General features: G+C 66.7%; 15 protein-coding genes. 8 read left to right on the top strand and 7 right to left on the bottom strand.

The window, feature by feature from the left end:
- Nucleotides 1-42: 42 nt before the first annotated feature.
- Together BLT64_RS08540 and BLT64_RS08535 are read right to left on the bottom strand one after the other, a co-directional pair.
- A complete protein-coding gene (locus BLT64_RS08540) occupies nt 43-819 on the bottom strand; it encodes a 5'-nucleotidase, lipoprotein e(P4) family (RefSeq protein ID WP_011749046.1) in 777 nt (258 codons plus the stop codon).
- Between the two features lie 89 nt (nt 820-908).
- Nucleotides 909-2,153 (bottom strand): MFS transporter, encoded by a 1,245-nt coding sequence (locus BLT64_RS08535; RefSeq protein WP_011749045.1) that lies wholly within the window; start codon nt 2,151-2,153, stop codon nt 909-911.
- A 121-nt stretch (nt 2,154-2,274) separates the two neighbouring features.
- Here BLT64_RS08535 and BLT64_RS08530 point away from each other — a divergent pair, with 121 nt between their 5' ends.
- Entirely contained in the window at nt 2,275-2,862 is a 588-nt protein-coding gene (locus tag BLT64_RS08530) for a glutathione S-transferase family protein (RefSeq protein ID WP_011749044.1), read from the top strand.
- On the opposite strand, the gene BLT64_RS08525 is transcribed toward BLT64_RS08530, so the two are convergent.
- From BLT64_RS08525 to BLT64_RS08505, 5 genes are all read right to left on the bottom strand, one after another.
- Entirely contained in the window at nt 2,838-4,034 is a 1,197-nt protein-coding gene (locus BLT64_RS08525; RefSeq protein ID WP_041530309.1) for a BaiN/RdsA family NAD(P)/FAD-dependent oxidoreductase, read from the bottom strand. The genes BLT64_RS08530 and BLT64_RS08525 overlap by 25 nt on opposite strands.
- A 5-nt stretch (nt 4,035-4,039) precedes the next feature.
- Complete coding sequence (gene holA, locus BLT64_RS08520; RefSeq protein WP_011749042.1) at nt 4,040-5,068, bottom strand: DNA polymerase III subunit delta; 1,029 nt, start codon at nt 5,066-5,068, stop codon at nt 4,040-4,042.
- Nucleotides 5,065-5,550, bottom strand: a complete 486-nt coding sequence (lptE, locus tag BLT64_RS08515; protein ID WP_011749041.1) for an LPS assembly lipoprotein LptE — start codon at nt 5,548-5,550, stop codon at nt 5,065-5,067. The genes holA and lptE overlap by 4 nt, the downstream gene beginning before the upstream one ends.
- Nucleotides 5,537-8,071 carry a leucine--tRNA ligase gene (gene leuS, locus BLT64_RS08510; RefSeq protein WP_011749040.1) on the bottom strand — a complete coding sequence of 845 codons (2,535 nt, stop codon included), beginning with the start codon at nt 8,069-8,071 and terminating at the stop codon, nt 5,537-5,539. Before leuS ends, lptE begins: the two co-directional genes overlap by 14 nt.
- A 75-nt stretch (nt 8,072-8,146) precedes the next feature.
- On the bottom strand, nt 8,147-8,656 hold the full coding sequence (locus BLT64_RS08505) for a DUF3576 domain-containing protein (RefSeq protein ID WP_011749039.1): 510 nt from the start codon (nt 8,654-8,656) through the stop codon (nt 8,147-8,149).
- Between the two features lie 314 nt (nt 8,657-8,970).
- Between BLT64_RS08505 and BLT64_RS08500 the strand changes: the two genes are divergently transcribed.
- The 7 genes from BLT64_RS08500 (at nt 8,971) to BLT64_RS08470 (ending at nt 16,368) form a co-directional block, all read left to right on the top strand.
- Entirely contained in the window at nt 8,971-9,918 is a 948-nt protein-coding gene (locus BLT64_RS08500; protein WP_074810417.1) for a porin, read from the top strand.
- A gap of 69 nt (nt 9,919-9,987) precedes the next feature.
- Nucleotides 9,988-10,641, top strand: a complete 654-nt coding sequence (locus tag BLT64_RS08495) for a YggS family pyridoxal phosphate-dependent enzyme (protein WP_011749037.1) — start codon at nt 9,988-9,990, stop codon at nt 10,639-10,641.
- A gap of 127 nt (nt 10,642-10,768) precedes the next feature.
- Nucleotides 10,769-11,677 carry a calcium-binding protein gene (locus tag BLT64_RS08490; RefSeq protein WP_049792338.1) on the top strand — a complete coding sequence of 303 codons (909 nt, stop codon included), beginning with the start codon at nt 10,769-10,771 and terminating at the stop codon, nt 11,675-11,677.
- A gap of 145 nt (nt 11,678-11,822) precedes the next feature.
- Complete coding sequence (gene rpsO, locus BLT64_RS08485) at nt 11,823-12,092, top strand: 30S ribosomal protein S15 (protein WP_011749035.1); 270 nt, start codon at nt 11,823-11,825, stop codon at nt 12,090-12,092.
- Nucleotides 12,093-12,584: 492 nt separating this feature from the next.
- Entirely contained in the window at nt 12,585-14,678 is a 2,094-nt protein-coding gene (pnp, locus tag BLT64_RS08480) for a polyribonucleotide nucleotidyltransferase (protein WP_074810414.1), read from the top strand.
- A 158-nt stretch (nt 14,679-14,836) separates the two neighbouring features.
- Nucleotides 14,837-15,583, top strand: coding sequence for a hypothetical protein (locus BLT64_RS08475; RefSeq protein ID WP_041530308.1), 747 nt, complete (start codon nt 14,837-14,839; stop codon nt 15,581-15,583).
- Entirely contained in the window at nt 15,580-16,368 is a 789-nt protein-coding gene (locus tag BLT64_RS08470; RefSeq protein WP_011749032.1) for a glycosyltransferase family 25 protein, read from the top strand. The genes BLT64_RS08475 and BLT64_RS08470 overlap by 4 nt, the downstream gene beginning before the upstream one ends.
- Nucleotides 16,369-16,403 lie beyond the last annotated feature (35 nt).

The following is a 16,403-nucleotide window of genomic DNA, read 5'->3' as shown; positions in this document are numbered from 1 at the left end:
CCGCCTACCCAAGCCGGATCGGGCTGAACTGGGCGGATGCGGCTATTCGGTCTTCAGCTCGGCGTCCCAGGCGGTCAGGGGCGCCTCGCTCCATTCGCCATAGGTCGCGTTGGGCAGCACGATCCAGTCCACGCCGAAATGCGCCCGGTTCTCGTCCACCTTTTCGCGCTTGGTCGCGGTATCGGCCTTGTGGAACACGCCGTCGAAATCGTGCAGCGTGTCGCCCAGCAGCAGGACGATCTCGTGGTCCTCGGACACCACGCCGCGCCGCTCGACCTTGGTGGTGCCGTAAAGCAGCACATGATCCTCGGAAACCTGCGGCAGGCCCAGTTCGTTCAGCGTGGCGATGGTCGAGGGCTTGTTCTCGCCGAAACGGTCCGAGATGTAATAGATCGCCACCCCGGCCTTGTCGGCATGGTCCAGGAACTCCCCGGCGCCGGGGATGAGCGTGGGCTTGCCGTCCCGCTCCCAGAAGCCCCAGGTGTCCCAGGTGTCATATTGGTGGCACGCCTGCATGTCGCGCACCAGAAGCGGAGTGTTGTCGATCACCGTCTCGTCCAGGTCGGTAACGACGGCCAGCCTGGCCGGATCCTCGGCCTTGGCGACGGCGGCGTCCAGCCGCTCGGTCGCCAGCGCAAAGGCCTGCAATTGCAGCGCCCGGACCTCGGCCGATTGCTGCTGATAGCGCAGGCCCATGGCGAATTCGCCGACCTGGCATTGCGGCATCTGCGCCGCGTCCTGCGCCACGGCGGCAGGCGCGATCAGGGCGGATGCGATCAGGCCCAGCAGCAGGCGGCGGGCGATGTGGTCGTGGGTCATGGAACTCTCCCTGTTTTCTGGCGGGCGTTTTGGGCGCCCCGGCGGAAGCGTCGGGATTGTTGATTGACCAGTCAAGCAAAAACCTGTCGTCAGGCCGAAGCCAGCCGCGCCGGCGCCTCGCGCACCGGCAGGTGGATCAGCGCGCTGAAGGCGCCGACGCCCACGCCGACCCACCAGACCAGCGTGTAGTCGCCGTAGATGTCATACATCTTGCCGCCCAGCCAGACGCCCAGGAACGAGCCGATCTGGTGGCTCAGGAACACGAAGCCGTAAAGCGTGCCCATGTAGCGCAGCCCGTAGATATAGGCGACGAGGCCGGAGGTCAGCGGCACCGTGGCCAGCCACAGCCCGCCCATCACCAGAGAAAAGACAATGACGCTGGTGGGCGTGATCGGCATCAGGATGAACGCGGCGGCGGCGATGGTGCGCAGGGTATAGATCCCGGCCAGCAGGTATTTCTTGGTATAGCGCTTGCCCAGCCAGCCGGCAAAGATCGCCCCGGCGATATTGGCCAGCCCGATCAGCGAGATCGCCGCCGCCCCCAATGCCGAGGTGGTGGTGATGCCGATGCTGGCCAGCGTGCCCATCGGACTGATCGGCCCGCACATCTCGGTCACCATGGCGGGGAAATGCGCGGTGATGAAGGCCAACTGGTAGCCGCAGGAAAAGAAGCCGGCAAAGATCATCAGGTAGGACGGGTCGGTAAAGGCGCGCTTCAGCACCGAGCCCATGCTTTCCTCCAGCTCGCTGCGGCTGGCGGGCTTGCCGCCGCCCAGCAGCGGCAGGAAGAACAGGCAGGCCAGCACGATCACGCCGAAGATGACGAACACCGTCTGCCACGGGTAATGGACCAGGAGCACCTCGGCCAGCGGCGCGCCGAAGACCTGTCCGGCCGAGCCGGCGGCGGTGCCGATCCCCAGCGCCAGGCTGCGGTTCTCGTCGCTGGCGGCGCGGCCGATCACCGCCAGGATGACGCCGAAGCCGGTGCCGGCGATGCCGAAGCCGACCATGACCTCCAGGAGCTGCATGGCCAGCGGGTCGGTGGCATAGGCGGTCAGGATCAGCCCGGCGGAATAGAGAAAGGCGCCGATGATGACCGACCAGCGGTCGCCCCAGCGTTCGGCCAACGCGCCGAAGATCGGCTGGCCGATGCCCCAGGCCAGGTTCTGGATGGCGATGGCCATGCTGAACTCGGCCCGCGGCCAGTCGAATTCCTGTGCGATCGGGATCTGGAAGACGCCGAAGCTGGCCCGCAGGGCAAAGTTGATCAGCAGGATGATCGAACCGCCGATCAGCACCGGCGTGAACAGCGGCGCGCGCATTGCCTTGGTCATGAACCTCTCCCTTTCGCAGCCTGCAATTCCTGCGCCCGGCCGGCGGTCGCGTCAATGGCGCTGATTGCCTGAATCGGGCGGCGGCGCTAGCCTTGGGGTTCAAGGCGATGCGGGGAACTGGATGTATCAGGTGATCGGAACCGGCAAGAGCCGCGCCATGCGCGTGCTCTGGATGCTCGAGGAATTGGGCCAGCCCTATGAACATGTCGCCGTCAATCCGCATTCCGAAGGCGTCCGGCCCTTCAACCCCGCCGGCAAGGTGCCGGTGCTGGTGGTGGACGGCACGCCCATCACCGATTCGACCGCTATCCTGACCTATCTGGCCGACAAGCATGGCGCGCTGACCCATCCGGCCGGCAGCCTCGACCGGGCACGGCAGGACAGCCTGACGCAATTCGTGCTGGACGAATTCGACGCGGCGCTGTGGCTGGCGGCGCGGCACAGCTTCGTGCTGCCCGAGGAAATGCGGCTGGCGGCGATCAAGAACACGCTGCGCTGGGAATTCGAGCGCAGCCAGCGCACCCTGGTGCATCGTATCGCCGAGGGGGGCTTCCTGATGGGCGATCGCATGACCGTGCCCGACATCATCCTGGCGCATTGCCTGACCTGGGCGCTGACGGCACGCTTTCCGATCACCGAGCACCGGCTGACGGATTATCTCCAGATGATGCGCGCCCGCCCGGCCTATCTGCGCGCGACGGCCAGATAGGCGGCGGCGCCCTGCCCGGCCAGCCGCCCGGTGGCAAGGCAGCCGGTCAGCAGATAGCCGCCGGTCGGCGCCTCCCAGTCCAGCATCTCGCCGGCGGCAAAGACGCCGGGCAGCGCTTTCAGCTCCAGCGCATCGGTCAGGCTTTCGGCGGCGATCCCCCCGGCCGAGGAAATCGCCCGCTCGATGCCCATCGGCCCGTCGTGCCGCAACCGCAGCGCCTTGGCGCGCATGGCCAGCCGCTCGGGCTCGGCAGGCAGCGGTTGGCCCCACTCCATCAGCAGCGCCGCGCGGACCGGATCGCCCAGAACCCGCCGCAGCCGGTTGCCGACCGACAGCTTCGAGGGCGCGCGCGCAAGGCGCCGCGCCAGTTCCCCGGCATCCAGGTCCGGCGCCAGATCGACGAAAGCCTCGGCCCCGTCGCGCATCGCGGCCGAGACCTCATAGATCCCGCCGCCCTCGATTCCTCTGGCGGTGACGACCCATTCGCCGCGTCCGACCCGGCCGGCGACATGCAGGGCCACGCCCTTGACCGCCTGGCCGAAATGCCGCGCCATCTGCGCCGACCATGTGACGCGGAACCCCATGTTCGCCGGCCGGAACGGCGCCACCGCCACGCCCCGCCCAACCAGCCAGGGCACCCAGGCCGCATCCGAGCCCAGCCGCGGCCAACTCGCCCCGCCCAGCGCCAGCACCACGGTGCGGGGCGCCAGCACTTCGATCCCGTCCGGCACCTCGAAGCGCCAGCCTTCGCCCAGAAAACCCGTCCAGCGCCAGCGCGTCCGCAACTCGACCCCCATCGTCGCAAGCCGTGCCAGCCAGGCCCGCAACAGCGGCGACGCCTTCATGCCGACCGGAAACACCCGCCCGGTCGAGCCGGTGAACAACTCCACTCCCAGCCCACGCGCCCAGGCCATGACCTCCTGCGGCCCGATTTCTCCGTTCTCCAAATACTCCGGGGGAGGCCGAAGGCCGGGGGCAGCGCCCCCATATCGCGTCACGAACAGTTCCCAGGCTTCATCCCGCGTCAGGTTCAGCCCGGATTTCCCCGCCATCAGGAACTTGCGCGCCGGGGTCGGCATGGCCTCGGCCACCACCACCCGGGCGCCCTGCCCGGCCAGCACCTCGGCCGCCATCAGCCCGGCTGGCCCCGCACCGATCACCAGGGCCTCGATCTCGGTCACCGCCCGCCCCGCGGCATCATGCACAGCCGCAACAGCATCCGCTCCATCAGCGCCATGGCCGGCGCCCGGGACGAGGATCGCAGCACAAGGTCGGTCTCGATCAACTGGTGGATCGCATCCTCCAGCGCCCGCATCCCCCAATCCTGCGCCTGGCGAATCATCCTGTCGCGGCGCGGACCAAAAACCGGCGGCCGCAGCCGCGAAAGCCCCGCTCCCGGCCCGCCCGGGTCCGAGGCCCCGGCATGCAGCGCCCGGAAATGCCGCAGCGCCGCGATGCACAGCGTCACCGGCACCGTGCCCTGCCCCTCGATCCGCCGCATCAGCGTGCCGAACTCTCGCGCGCGGCCCTCGGCCACGCAATCGATCAACTCGTCCACCTCGGCCTCGATGGTGGCGGGCGCCAGGGCGGCGATCTCGGCGGGGGTCAGCGGCTCGGGGTCGCCATGCTTGTAAAGCCCGATCTTTTCCACCGTCTGCCGGAAATCCCCCGGATCCAGTGCGCGGGACAGCGCCATCAGGTCGCGCATGGCGTCGCGCGGCACCTCGCGCAGGCCGGCATCCTTCAGCCAGCGCCCGATCTCCTCCTCGCCGGGCGGGTCGTCGTAGATCGGCGCCGTGACGGCGGCGGGATGCGGCTCGAACAGCTTGCGCAGCGCCGAGGACTTGCCCAAGGCACCGCCTGCGACCACGATCACCGCATCGCCCGGCTTCCATTCCGCGATTGCCGAGGCGACGGCGGGCGCGGCGGCGTCCGGCGCGTCATCGACCAGCACCACGCGCTGGCCGGGAAAGAAGCCCACCGCCTTGACCGCATCCAGAAGCGCTGCCGGATCCTTGCGCAGATCGGCGCCGGGAATGCGGGTCAGGCGCATCTCTTCCTCGGCGCCCTCCCCGACCAGCGCCTTGACCGCCTCGGCGCGCTTCAGCGCCACGCGCATCGCGTCCTGCCCATGGAGCAGCAGCGCCGGCCGCGTCGGATCGGGCCGCGCCAGGTAGCGTCCGATCTCGGCGCCCTTCAGGATCATGGCACCGCGTCGGGCTGGACGGCCAGGAGCCGCGTCACCACTTGGTCGGCCAGCATCCGCGCCAGCCGTTCATGCGCGTCCTGCTCGGCCGCCATGGTCGCGATGGTGGTGCCGGTCGTGGAATACGAGGTAAAGCTGCTGACCTGCCCGTGCGTCACCTCGCGGCCGGTTCCGGCTTCGGTCAGGGTAAAATCGGCGCTGCCGTTCAGGGCATAGCGCGTCGTTACCTCGTCGGGGGTGATCGCCTGCGGCACCACGGCGATGCGCAGCCTGTAGTCTAGCAGGAAGCGGGCATTCGCTTCGGGCCCCAGCCGTTCGGCGATGCGGCCGGCAAAGGCAAAGTCGTCCGGCGTGCGCGGATCGGCGGTGCGGACCTGGCCGAACAGCTTGCCGCCCGTGCCCCCCGGCCCGTAGACCGGGGAAAAGCCGCAAGCCGCCAGCGCCAGCGCGGCCAGGATGACCGCCCGCCTAGACCACGACATTGACGATCCGCCCCGGCACCACGATCAGCTTCTTCGGCGCCTGCCCCTCCATGAAGCGCCGCACGGTTTCGTCGGCCAGCACGATGGCCTCGATCTGGTCCTTGGGCATGTCCTTGGGCACCTCGATCTCGGCCCGGCGCTTGCCGTTGATCTGGATCGGCAGCACCACGCTGTCGGAAACCAGCAGCGCTGGATCGGCCTTGGGCCAGGTGGCATCGACCACCATGCCCTGCCCGCCGGCCTTCATCCAGATCTCCTCGGCCAGGTGCGGCACCATGGGCGCCATCAGTTGCGCCATGATGCGCAGCGCCTCGCGCCGGCTTTCGCCGCCCGCGCCCGACTTGGCGATGGCATTCGCCAGCTCATAGATCTTGGCCACGGCCTTGTTGAAGGCAAAGCCCTCGATGGCGCGCGTCACCTCGTCGATGGCGCGATGCGCGGCGCGGGTCAGGTCGGGGTCGGCCCCGTCCTCGGGGATCTCGTCGGCCAGCCGCCAGACCCGGGCAAGGAAGCGGTTCGCGGCCTCGGCCCCGGCGGCGGTCCATTCCACGTCGCGCTCGGGCGGGCTGTCCGAAAGCATGAACCAGCGCGCGGTATCGGCGCCGAAGCCTTCGACGATGTTCACCGGATCGACGACGTTCTTCTTGGACTTCGACATCTTGGCCGAGGGAATCACCTCGACCGGCGTGCCGTCGGCCAGCTTGCCGTCCACCACGTCCTCGGGCAGGTGATAGACCGGGCGGCCGCGCTCGTCGCGGGTCATGTAGATCTCATGCGTGACCATGCCCTGCGTGAACAGCGCGTCGAAGGGCTCCTTGGCGCTTTCCGGCAGGTGGCCGGTCTTGACCATGGCGCGGGCGAAGAAGCGCGAATAGAGCAGGTGCAGGATCGCATGCTCGATGCCGCCGATATACTGGTCCACGTTCATCCAGTAGTCGGTCTCGGGCCGGTCGGTCGGCGTGGCTGCGTGCGGCGAGGTGAAGCGCGCGTAATACCAGGACGAATCGACGAAGGTATCCATGGTGTCCGTCTCGCGACGGGCCGGGCCGCCGCATTTCGGGCAGGTCGTCGCGGCCCAGGTCGGATGCCGGTTCAGCGGGTTGCCGGGCACCTCGAAGCTGACGTCCTGCGGCAGCAGCACCGGCAGGTTCGCCTTGGCCTCGGGCACGGTGCCGCAGGCGTCGCAATGCACCACCGGGATCGGGCAGCCCCAGTAGCGCTGGCGCGAGATGCCCCAGTCGCGCAGGCGGAACTTGGTCACGCCCTCGCCGTAGCCGGCGACCTCGGCATGCCGGATGGCGGCGTCCACCGCCGCCTCGCCGGTCTGGTCGGCTGCGCCGGCAAAGCCGCGCACATAGGTCACGGTCTCGGATTTCAGCGGCACGAAAGGCGCCTTGGCGACCAGCGCATCGGCCTGTTCCAGGTCCATGCCGCGCTCGCCGAAGGTGGCGCGGATCGGCAGCCCGTATTTCGTGGCGAACTCATGGTCGCGCTCGTCATGCGCGGGCGAGCCGAAGATGGCGCCGGTGCCGTAATCCATCAGCACGAAATTGGCGATCCAGATCGGCAGTCGCCAATCGGCATCCAGCGGGTGGCGCACCGTCAGGCCGGTGTCGAAGCCCATCTTGGGCGCGGTCTCGATGGCTTCCTCGGTGGTGCCGATGCGGCGGCACTCTTCGACGAAAGCCGCGACCTTGGGGTCCGAGGCGGCCAGCGCCTTGACCAGCGGATGATCCGGCGACAGCGCCACGAAACTGGCGCCCATCAGCGTGTCGGGCCGGGTCGTGTAGACCTCGATGGTCGGGAAATCGGGCAGGTCGACGGTGTGGAAGCGGAATTGCAGCCCGCGCGACTTGCCGATCCAGTTCGCCTGCATCAGCCGCACCTTCTCGGGCCAGCCCTCCAGCCCGTCCAGCGCCGACAAGAGCTCATCCGAGTAGTCCGAGATCTTGAAGAACCACTGCGTCAGTTCCTTGCGCTCGACCGTGGCGCCCGAGCGCCAGCCCTTGCCGTCGATCACCTGCTCGTTGGCCAGAACCGTCATGTCCACGGGGTCCCAGTTCACCTGCGCCGACTTGCGGGTGATGAGCCCGGCCTCCAGCATGTCCAGGAACAGCGCCTGCTGCTGGGCGACATAGGCGTCGTCGCAGGTGGCGAATTCGCGGCTCCAGTCGATGGACAGGCCCAGCGGCTTCAACTGGCCGCGCATGGTGGCGATATTGCCATAGGTCCAGTCGCGCGGATGGCCGCCCTGCTCCATCGCCGCGTTCTCGGCCGGCATGCCGAAGGCGTCCCAGCCCATCGGGTGCAGCACGGAAAAGCCCTGCGCGCGCTTGAACCGCGCCACCACGTCGCCCATCGTGTAGTTGCGCACATGGCCCATGTGGATGCGCCCCGAGGGATAGGGGAACATCTCCAGCACGTAATATTTGGGCCGCTCGTCCCGCACGGCGCGGAACGTATCGGCCTGCTCCCACGCCTCTTGCCAGCGCGGTTCGCTGATTGCGGGATCATAGGGCATGGAAACCTCCGGGCGACAGATTGCCCGCAGGGTATTAGCCGCTTGCCCGATGCAGGTCCAGCGGGGTCGGGTGGATCAGAGGTTGCGGTCCTGGACCCGCAGCTGCCGGGCGCGCGTCAGGATCGCATCCTCGACCGCGCGCACGGTGTCGGGCGCCACCGACGCACCGCCCGCACCCTGCAAGGAAACCTTGAGCGCACGCGCATCCAGCGCCGGGTCGCTGACCTTGATCGTGGCGCGATAGGACCGCCCGCCGCCCGGAGGCGTGCCATAGCCGGTGACGATGACGCCGGTGAACGGGTCGATCGACTGGATCGGCAGGAAGTTCAGCACGTCCAGGCTGGCGTTCCACAGGTATTTGTTCACCGCCACCGTGTCGTTGGGATTGCGGCGGTCCGAGAACACGTCCCAGATCGTCTCGCGCCGTTCGGCGACTTGCGGCTGGGCCTGGCGATTCCCGCCCGGGGCCGAGGTCGCCGAGCCGGCCGAACCCATGGAGCCCATGCCCGAGCCACCGCCCGAACAGGCGGCAAGCCCGGCCGAGATCAGCAGGGCGGCGGTCAGCCGTGCGGCGCGTCTGGTCATCTGGTGTCCCCCGGATCGTCCTTGCGCGAGCCATAGCGCAATTCCGCCCCTTGCGACAAGAGAGGCCGCGCCACGCCGCGCGATCCTTGCCTGTCGGGATGATATGGCTCGCGCGCGTAAAGCCCCCTTTTGCACGGGATCGGCCGGTTGCGGGCTGTTGCAACGGGGTGTGGCCCATGTGCATCACAGGCTTTCGGAATCCGGCTAAGCCGATGCGATTCCGTTGCAATGCGGGGGGGAAAGCGCGACACCACTTGCATACCCCAAACCGGCCCGCCGGGTGGGGCATACGAGAGAGACAAGAGGGAAACATCATGAAAAAGGCTCTTATCGCCTCCACCGCGCTGCTCCTGACCGCGGGCGTGGCTGCCGCCGACGTCAAGATCTCGGGCTACGGCCGGACCGGTGTGATCTATTACGAAAACGACTCGGACGTGAATGAATCGCGGGTTCAAAGCCGCCTGCGGATGAACATCGACGCCTCGTCCTCGACCGATTCGGGCGTTGACTTCGGTGCTCGCTTCCGTCTGCAGTGGGACCAAGGGGAAGAGGGTGAAGCCCAGACCAACGCTGGCAAACTCTGGGTCAGCGCCCAAGGCTTCACCGTTGAAGTCGGTAACGTCGACACCGCCTTCGCCTCGAACGGCCTGATCTACGAAACCGGACTCGGCTCCTATGACCGTTCGGTCGGCTTCAGCGCCGTGACCGGCGCCTTCTTCGCCTATGACTCGAATGGTTATGGCATTGACGAAGTGGATCGCGTCGGCATCCGCGCGCTCTACACCCTGGGCGACCTGACCCTGCAAGCCTCCTATGTCGATCCCGATCAGTCCGGGACGGTTATCGGCGTGGAAGAAGAGTTCGGCTTCTCGGTCGACTACACTTGGAACGAGCGTCTGGAACTGTCCGCTGCCGCCGCGTTCAACGGCGCCGGCATCGACGGCAACGACATCTACTTCCTCGGCGCCCGCTACGCTGTCATGGACAACGCTCGCATCGGTCTGAACTTCGTTGACGCTGGCGACGAAGAAGATGGCTACGACGGCAAGACCATCGCCCTCTACGGCGACTACACCCTGGCTGATGGCCGCACCAACCTGGAAGCCTACATCGCCAACAACGATCGTGACAGCAACGAAACCGACAACGCGTTCGGTATCGGCGTGAACTACGATCTGGGCGGTGCCCGCCTGGGTGCTTCGCTGCAGCGCGACTATGCCGAGAACGTGACCGCCGACTTCGGCGTGCGCTTCGAGTTCTGATCCTTCGGGATACGGAAACAGGAAGAGCGGGCCTTGCGCCCGCTCTTTTCTTTTGGAAATCATGCCGTCATGGGACTGGATGAGATCAGGCGCCGCATCAGCGCGGCCGAGACAGCTTCGGGGCGCGCGGCGGGCGAGGTCACGCTGATCGCCGTCAGCAAGGTGCAACCCCCCGACCGGGTCGAAGCGGTGCTGGACGCCGGCCAGCGCGTATTCGGCGAAAACTACGTGCAGGAGGCGGCGGGGAAATGGCCCGGCTGGCGCGAGCGTTTCGCCGGCATCGAGTTGCACATGATCGGCCCCTTGCAGACCAACAAGCTGAAGCCGGCGCTGGAGCTTTTCGACGCCATCCATACGCTCGACCGTCCCTCTCTGGCGACGAAGCTGGCCCGGCAGGTGCAGGTGCGCGGGGCCTGCCCGCAGCTTTTCGTGCAGGTGAACACCGGCGCCGAGCCGCAAAAGGCCGGCATCCTGCCCGATGAGGCCGATGCCTTCATCGCCCAGTGCCGGGCGCTGGATCTGGCGATCTCGGGCCTGATGTGCATCCCGCCCGAGGATCGCGATCCGGTGCCGCATTTCCGCGACCTGCGCGACATTGCCGCCCGCAACGGGCTTGCCGGCCTGTCGATGGGCATGAGCGCGGATTTCGAAACCGCCATCGCCGAGGGCGCCACCCATGTCCGCATCGGCAGCGCGATCTTTGGCGCGCGCGATTACCGCTAGGCACCCGGGCCGCGAGGGCGGCATCGGCCGGTTGGCGCGTTAACCCTTTATTAATATTGCTGATGCGACCTTGGCGACGGCCGGCTATCCTGCCCGTCAGGTTTGCGTGATTCGTTTGGATAGTGCCATGTTCCTGCTGAGCAGTCTGATCAGCTTTCTGTTCGCGGGCCTTGCTGTCGACGTGGCGTCCACGACCCGCAACTCCGAAGGGGGCGCGAACCCCGACAGGCCCCAAGACCCCGGCGACGACGATCCCGATCAGCCCCAGGGACTTGTGGTCGAGGGCAGCGAGGGTTCGGACTGGCTGGCCGGCGGCTATGGCGACGATCTGCTGATCGGCCATGGCGGCAATGACGATCTGCATGGCGGGCTGGGCAATGACACGCTGCTGGGCGGCGACGGCACCGACTGGATCTATGGCGACGGCGATTATGGGCCGGGCGGCGACGATTCCATCGAGGGCGGCGCGGGCGACGACTATCTGGCCGGGCAGGGCGGCAACGACACCGTGCATGGCGGTCCGGGCGACGATTCGATCTTTGGCGGCGATGGCGACGATTTCCTGACCGGCGGCGATGGCGAGGACTGGATCTCGGGCAATGCGGGCAACGATACGCTGGTGGCCGGGCGCGGCGAGGATGATCTGGACGGGGGCGACGGTGACGACCTGCTGATCGGCTCGGCCCATCCCGACCGGGCCTGGCTGCATGGCGGCGCCGGCCGGGACACGCTGCATCCCGGGCCTGGCGATTTCGCCGAGGGCGGCGAGGGCGAGGATCTGTTCCTGCTGGATGCTCCGGGCGACGATCCGGGCGAAAACCTGCCGGTCATCGGCGATTTCGACCGGCATCAGGACCGCATCGAGCTGCGCTATCACGGCACCGGCGAGGGGGGCCAGCCCCGGATCTCGTTGCAGCGCGAGACCGACGGCTCGGCCGTGATCCGGCTGGACGGGATGGCGGTGGGCCGGATATTGCAGGCCGAGGGGCTGCGCGTCGCCGACATCGCCCTGACCCGTATCGCGCCGCGCGGCTGAACGGCAGAAAACCCTTTCCTTTGCGGCCGTTTCCGCCTATACGCCCGCATCCGCTTGGGTGATTCCGGCGGTATCTCTCCATGGGCCTGTGCTGGACGACATCCCGGCCTGAGCCATAACCCCTTGATCCTGAAAGGAGCCCCCGATGTCGATCACGGTCGAAGAAAAGAACCGCGTGATGACCGAATTCGCCACCAAGAAAGGCGATACCGGCTCGCCCGAGGTGCAGGTCGCGATCCTGTCCTCGCGCATCGCTACGCTGACCGAGCATTTCAAGACCCACAAGAAAGACAACCATTCGCGTCGTGGTCTGCTGAAGCTGGTCGCACAGCGCCGCAAGCTGCTGGACTACCTGAAGGGCAAGGACGAAGCCCGCTACAACGTGCTGATCGCCAAGCTGGGCCTGCGCCGCTAAGGCAGGCTGCTGCGTGCCAGGCACGCTTTCGGAAGTTCGAGGCGCCCGTTGCGAAAGCCGCGGGCGTTTTTCGTTCCGCATCGCGGGCCGCATCGTGGGCCGGTCGATCCGCAAAGCCGGCAAGAGCGGCAGATCGGATCCGGGGGATCGCCGTCATGGATATTCGGCGTTCGGCATCCTTGCGACCCGCTTGCCGGGCGAATATCGCCCTGGCAAGCGGCGCTCTTTCCAAGTCCTCCGCATCGGCGGCGAGCCGGCCTTTCCGTCGGATCGCACGAACGGAGCCGGCATGCAGCCGCACCGGCAATCCGCCTGGGACGGCAGCGACCCAAGACACTTCCCATATCCCTTGTTTTCCTGTATGGGGCGTCTCCATCTGTGACGTGACGCCAGGCCCCGGGGCACATGCGAAGGATAGGGGCGGCGGCAATGGGGCCGCCATTTGACACGGGACGCGACCGGAAGGGCCGGCGCGTCGCCAGAGGAAACCAGATGTTTGATGAAGTGAAGAAATCCATCCAGTGGGGCCAGGAAACGCTCACGCTGGAAACGGGCAAGGTTGCCCGTCAGGCCGACGGCTCGGTCATCGCCACCCTGGGCGAGACCAGCGTCATGGCCAACGTCACCTTCGCCAAGGAACCCAAGCCCGGCCAGGACTTCTTCCCCCTGACGGTGCATTACCAGGAAAAATACTATGCTGCCGGCAAGATCCCCGGCGGCTTCTTCAAGCGCGAGGCCCGTCCTTCGGAAAAGGAAACGCTGACCGCGCGCCTGATCGACCGCCCGATCCGCCCGCTTTTCGTCCCCGGCTTCAAGCATGAAGTGCTGGTGATGTGCACGGTGCTGAGCCACGACCTGGTCAACGATCCCGACATCGTCGCCATGATCGCCGCCTCGGCCGCGCTGACGATTTCCGGCGTGCCCTTCATGGGCCCGATCGCCGCCGCCCGCGTCGGCTTCGCCGATGGCGAATATGTGCTGAACCCCGAGGTCCAGGACATGGACCACCTGCGTCTGAACCCCGAGCAGCGGCTGGACCTGGTCGTCGCCGGCACCCGCGATGCGGTGATGATGGTCGAATCGGAAGCCTATGAGCTGACCGAGGCCGAGATGCTGGGCGCGGTGAAGTTCGGCCACGAAGCGATGCAGCCGGTGATCGACCTGATCATCGACCTGGCCGAGGCCGCCGCGAAGGAACCCTTCGAGTTCGCCTCGCCGGATTACAGCGCGCTTTATGCCCGGGTGAAATCGCTGGGCGAGGCCGATATGCGCGCCGCCTATGCCATCCACGACAAGGGTGAGCGCCGCGACGCCATCGAGGTCGCCAAGGCGAAGGTCCTGGCGGGCCTGTCCGAAGAGGAACTGCTGGACCCGAACCTGGGCTCGGCGCTGAAGAAGCTGGAATCGGGCATCCTGCGTGGCGGCATCATCGACGGCCGTCCGCGCATCGACGGCCGCGACAACAAGACCGTGCGGCCCATCGATTGCGAAGTCGGCTTCCTGCCCCGGACCCACGGCTCGTCGCTGTTCACCCGCGGCGAGACGCAGGCGCTGGTCGTGACCACGCTGGGCACCGGCGACGATGAGCAGATCATCGACGCGCTGCATGGCAACTCCCGCAGCAACTTCCTGCTGCATTACAACTTCCCGCCCTATTCGGTGGGCGAGGTGGGCCGCGTCGGCAGCCCCGGCCGTCGCGAGATCGGCCACGGCAAGCTGGCCTGGCGCGCGCTGCAAGCCGTGCTGCCGGCGCCGACCGACTTCCCCTATACCATCCGCGTGGTCAGCGAGATCACCGAGTCGAACGGCTCGTCCTCGATGGCCTCGGTCTGCGGCGGTTCGCTGTCGATGATGGATGCGGGCGTGCCGCTGAAGGCGCCGGTCGCCGGCGTCGCCATGGGCCTGATCCTGGAAGAGGACGGCCGCTGGGCGGTGCTGACCGACATCCTGGGCGACGAGGACCACCTGGGCGACATGGACTTCAAGGTCGCTGGGACGGAAAACGGCATCACCAGCCTGCAGATGGACATCAAGGTCGCGGGCATCACGCCCGAGATCATGGAACAGGCGCTGGCGCAGGCCAAGGATGGCCGTCTGCACATCCTGGGCGAAATGTCCAAGGCTCTGTCCGAAGGCCGCCGCGAGTTCAGCGCCCATGCCCCGCGCATCGAGACCATGACCATTCCGACCGACAAGATCCGCGAAGTGATCGGCTCGGGCGGCAAGGTGATCCGCGAGATCGTCGAGACCTCGGGTGCCAAGGTGGACATCAGCGACGACGGCACCATCAAGATCGCCTCGGCCAATGCCGATTCGATCAAGAAGGCCTATGACATGATCTATTCGATCGTGGCCGAGCCGGAAGAGGGCAAGATCTATGTCGGCAAGGTCGTGAAGCTGGTCGATTTCGGCGCCTTCGTGAACTTCTTCGGCAAGCGCGACGGTCTGGTGCATGTCAGCCAGATCGCCGGCAAGCGCCTGAACCACCCCAACGAGGTGCTGAAGGAAGGCCAGGAGGTCAAGGTCAAGCTGCTGGGCTTCGACGACCGCGGCAAGGTGCGCCTTGGCATGAAGATGGTCGACTAGGTGTCCGGCGAGGAGATCGCCCCCGAGAAGAAAGAAGAGACCGCCGAAGGCTGAGCCTTTCGCGACATCAGGAGGGACCCGGCATCGTCCGGGTCCTTTTCATGACGGCCCCGGACATCAGCGGATGGACAGGGTTCATTCACGGCGGGAACAGGTGGATGGTCAGGCGCAGGAAATCCCGGATCGAGCGCTTCTTTTCGCTCAACCAGCACCGCAAGCGTTGGGGGGCGTGGCGGCATGTCGCCGCTGATCCCGACCTGGCGGCGATGCGCGAGCGGATCGTCGAGGCCGGCGAGCCGGTGCAGACAGGCCGCACAGAAAAATCTCTCGACTTGCACCTGGCAAATCTGAGGCGCGAATTTTCTGGCCAACCCGAGCTTCTTCTTCATCACGCGACGCTGATCGTGCTTATCCGCCGCGAGGTGCGTCCGGCCGAAAGCCTTGGGCAGTTTCTTGCGCTGTGGGGGGAGGAGGCAGAATTTCTTTGCGGAAATCTGAATCTCCGCTGGCTGATTTCGGCGGCGGATACTTTTGCCGACCACGCCCCTGATGTGCAGGCGCGCGCGGCCGCAATGATGGCCTCACTATTGGGTAATACCGTAAAGATCTACGAATCCGACCGTTATATCCGCGGTGCAGGAGTATCGGCCCCTTTGCCCAAGCGGGTCGAACGGCTTCAAACTGAGCGGGTGACATTGTTCGACGGGATGCTGGTCTTTACCGTCGGAACCGAAGACACTCTTCGAAACATGTACTGGCGGCTGGAGCCTTACTTTGCCGCCGGTCACGCGGGGAAGATCCTCAAGACGGTCTATGACCGGATGCAGGTCAACGACACGGCCTTTGCCCGGCTTCGCGCGCTTCACCGCCGCGACCGCACCGGCTGGTGGGAGGACGAGGCATGAGCGCCCTTGACCCGCCGGACCGCCTGGTCCCGGTCTATCTCATCAACCTCGACGGTTCGGATGAGCGGCTTCGTTCAGCCACCCGGCAACTGGACGAGGCGGGCATCCCTTTCGAACGCGTCCCGGCCTTTGACGGCAGGGCACTGCGGATCGAGGAATTTCCCGATTACGACCCAGCCGGGGCGATGGCCTATATGGGCCGGCCTTTGCGCGGGGGCGAGATCGGCTGTTATCTCAGCCATCTCGATTGCGCGCGGCGGTTTCTGGACAGCGGCGCCGAATATGGCGTGGTGTTCGAGGATGACATGCAACTGAAGCCCGGCTTTGCCAAGGGGTTGCGCATCCTGTCGGACTGGCTGGACCGGCATGATCGCGACTGGGATCTGATCAATATCGGTGCCGGCCAGCACAAGATATTTACCCCGGTCATGGGTTTCGAGGTCGCAGGCCGGCATCATGACCTGACCCGCGCCCATTACTTTCCCATGACAACGACCGGGCTGATCTGGTCGCGGCAGGGGGCCGAGACCTTTGTCAGCACGCATCGACGCATCACTGCCGGGGTGGACAATCATTTCCGCCACTGGCTGACCCGCAGCGACCGGGGACTGGCGGTTTGGCCGCCGCTGGTCACGACGACCGGCGTGGAAAGCCAGATCGAGGACGGCAAGGGCAAGCGGTCGGCAAGCGGGCGGCACCCGCTTTACGGGCTGATCAAACAGCGGCGCCAGCTGATCAACAAGCTGATCGCATGGCGCCACAAGCGGCGGCTGGCGCGAGGGTGAAAAGGCCGCGGGCGGTGCCGCGGCCTTTGCGATTT

This window comes from Paracoccus denitrificans, assembly GCF_900100045.1.
Classification (GTDB): Bacteria; Pseudomonadota; Alphaproteobacteria; order Rhodobacterales; family Rhodobacteraceae; genus Paracoccus; species Paracoccus denitrificans.
This window is presented reverse-complemented; position numbering and strand designations above follow the sequence as displayed.

Excerpts from the sequence above, each read along its gene's own strand:
- BLT64_RS08540 (WP_011749046.1), bottom strand. The coding sequence starts at position 819 with ATGACCCACGACCACATCGCCCGCCGCCTGCTGCTGGGCCTGATCGCA.
- BLT64_RS08535 (WP_011749045.1), bottom strand. The coding sequence starts at position 2,153 with ATGACCAAGGCAATGCGCGCGCCGCTGTTCACGCCGGTGCTGATCGGC.
- BLT64_RS08530 (WP_011749044.1), top strand. The coding sequence starts at position 2,275 with ATGTATCAGGTGATCGGAACCGGCAAGAGCCGCGCCATGCGCGTGCTC.
- holA (WP_011749042.1), bottom strand. The coding sequence starts at position 5,068 with ATGATCCTGAAGGGCGCCGAGATCGGACGCTACCTGGCGCGGCCCGAT.
- lptE (WP_011749041.1), bottom strand. The coding sequence starts at position 5,550 with ATGTCGTGGTCTAGGCGGGCGGTCATCCTGGCCGCGCTGGCGCTGGCG.
- leuS (WP_011749040.1), bottom strand. The coding sequence starts at position 8,071 with ATGCCCTATGATCCCGCAATCAGCGAACCGCGCTGGCAAGAGGCGTGG.
- BLT64_RS08505 (WP_011749039.1), bottom strand. The coding sequence starts at position 8,656 with ATGACCAGACGCGCCGCACGGCTGACCGCCGCCCTGCTGATCTCGGCC.
- BLT64_RS08500 (WP_074810417.1), top strand. The coding sequence starts at position 8,971 with ATGAAAAAGGCTCTTATCGCCTCCACCGCGCTGCTCCTGACCGCGGGC.
- BLT64_RS08495 (WP_011749037.1), top strand. The coding sequence starts at position 9,988 with ATGGGACTGGATGAGATCAGGCGCCGCATCAGCGCGGCCGAGACAGCT.
- BLT64_RS08490 (WP_049792338.1), top strand. The coding sequence starts at position 10,769 with ATGTTCCTGCTGAGCAGTCTGATCAGCTTTCTGTTCGCGGGCCTTGCT.
- rpsO (WP_011749035.1), top strand. The coding sequence starts at position 11,823 with ATGTCGATCACGGTCGAAGAAAAGAACCGCGTGATGACCGAATTCGCC.
- pnp (WP_074810414.1), top strand. The coding sequence starts at position 12,585 with ATGTTTGATGAAGTGAAGAAATCCATCCAGTGGGGCCAGGAAACGCTC.
- BLT64_RS08475 (WP_041530308.1), top strand. The coding sequence starts at position 14,837 with ATGGTCAGGCGCAGGAAATCCCGGATCGAGCGCTTCTTTTCGCTCAAC.
- BLT64_RS08470 (WP_011749032.1), top strand. The coding sequence starts at position 15,580 with ATGAGCGCCCTTGACCCGCCGGACCGCCTGGTCCCGGTCTATCTCATC.